The sequence below is a fragment of the Azoarcus taiwanensis genome (assembly GCF_012910885.1).
GTDB lineage: Bacteria > Pseudomonadota > Gammaproteobacteria > Burkholderiales > Rhodocyclaceae > Azoarcus_F > Azoarcus_F taiwanensis.
Genome location: NZ_WTVM01000249.1, coordinates 1 through 2,010, shown reverse-complemented (window position 1 = coordinate 2,010; position 2,010 = coordinate 1). Strand labels below are relative to the sequence as shown.

Here is a 2,010-nt window from a genome sequence, read left to right as displayed (position 1 = left end):
ACCAACGATCAGCGACCGCGAACCGACCAGGAACTCGGCGACGCGGAACTCCACACCAGACGGAACCAGCGCGACCTTTTCCACCAGAACCGGCCGGCTGCGATCCACGATATCGAAGTGATGCAGGGTACCGGTCGCATCGATCGCAAACAGATTGCGCAAAGATTCATTGACGAGCAGCTGACTCACCGGTGCGCCGAGGTTGGGCAGATTGAAGTCCTGACGGCGGATTTCGACGGTACCAGTGAGCATGCTCGTCGTGGTGCTGTAAAGCGCCATCGCGATGTCGCCCGCGACAGTACCGGCCGCGATCACGTATCCGCCGCGACCATCGACGATCTCGAGCGCCGAGTACTGCGCACCTTCCTTGCCGCCGATACCGGTGGGCTCCGCGCCAAGCGGAAAGCTCAACCGCGGCGTGACCCGGCGCACCCCGTCCGGGAAGGTGATCTCGTAATCGACCTTGACCGGCAGCACCGAGCCGTCACTGAAACCATAGACGAACAGGCTCTTGCGACTTTCCGAACGACCAAAACTGGTGACGCGCTCGCCTTCCGGGATCGGCAGCTCGATCCGGGACAGGATGGCGCCGTTGCGCGCATTGAAGAAGGTAATGACCCCGGACTCGGAGAAGCGTCCCCCGATCTCTTCGAAGCGATCCAGCGTCAAATGCATGGTTGGCGTAACCGGCATCTCACCGGGCACGGCATAGGTCGTACTGACCTCCATGCTGACCGGCTTGAGCAGTGGCATCGTCTCGTAGAACAGATACACGAAGATCAGCGCGAGCGCGAAGATCACCCCCAAACCGCCGGCACCGACGCCATATAGCGACAGACCGTCGCGAAACTTGCGGGTCTTGCGCAGCTTCTCGCGTTTCTCGACAGACGGCAATAGGGATCGGCTCGTCTGAACGCTGTCGGGCGAAATCGCAGCCATTTGCTCTTGCTCCAGATTCGAAAGGCTCGAAAACCTGCCTTTCGGACAAAAAAACAAGGCCCCGCCGCTTTCGCGGCGAAGCCCGTCACAACTTCAGGTTGTTGTTATTTGAGGCCTTTTTCATTCATGAAACGCTCGGCAACCGGTGCCGGCAGCGTCACGTAACCGTCACGATGCACAACTTCCTGACCTTCCTTGGAGAGCACCATGCGGAAGAACTCGCGCTCAAGCGGGTTCCAGCCGGTGTTCGGGTTGGCGTTGGCATAGACGTACAGGAAGCGGGCCAGCGGATAAGCGCCCGAAACCGCGTTCTCGCCATTCGCCTCGGCATACTCACCGCCATGCTCCTTGGCAAGCGGCACGACACGCACGCCGGAGGTCTTGTAGCCGATACCGGAGTAGCCAATACCGTTGATCGTCTGCTCAACCCCGCGCACCACGGCGGAAGAACCCGGCTGTTCGTTGATGGTGGACTTGAAGTCACCGCCACACAAGGCCATTTCCTTGAAGAAACCGTAGGTACCGGACACGGCGTTACGGCTGTACAGGGTGATGTCACGATTGGCCCAGGCACCGGTCAGACCAGCCTGGCCCCAGGTCGTGATGTCGTTGGCGTAACCGCAGGCGCGGGTCGCCGAAAAGATCGCATCGACCTGCGGGAGCGACAGACCTTCGATCGGGTTGTCCTTGTTGACATACACTGCAACCATGTCGATCGCGACCGGCACTTCGGTCGGAGCGAAACCATGGCGGTCTTCGAAAGCACGAATCTCCGAGTCACGCATCGCGCGGCTCATCGGGCCGAAGTTCGCAGTACCTTCGACCAGCGCCGGGGGCGCAGTGGAGGAGCCAGCGCCCTGAATCTGGACGTTAACGTTCGGGTAGAACTTGGCGAATTCCTCAGCCCACAGGGTCATGAGGTTGTTCAAGGTATCGGAACCGATGGAGGTCAGGTTGCCGGAAATACCCGAGACGCGCTCGTAAGCGGGCAGGGCAGGATCAACTTGGGCGGATGCGACACCAGCACCCAGACCCAGCGCGGCGGCAATACCCAGAACAAGCGGCTTCTTC

At 60.5% G+C, this 2,010-nt stretch carries 2 protein-coding genes; both read right to left on the bottom strand.

Features of this window, described 5'->3' with window-relative positions; genetic code table 11:
* Positions 1-939, bottom strand: a 939-nt coding sequence (locus GPA21_RS20065) for a hypothetical protein (protein ID WP_211163735.1), incomplete at its 3' end; no start/stop codon positions are given.
* Between the two features lie 104 nt (positions 940-1,043).
* On the bottom strand, positions 1,044-2,010 hold a 967-nt coding region (locus GPA21_RS20060), incomplete at its 5' end, for a PstS family phosphate ABC transporter substrate-binding protein (protein ID WP_339379831.1).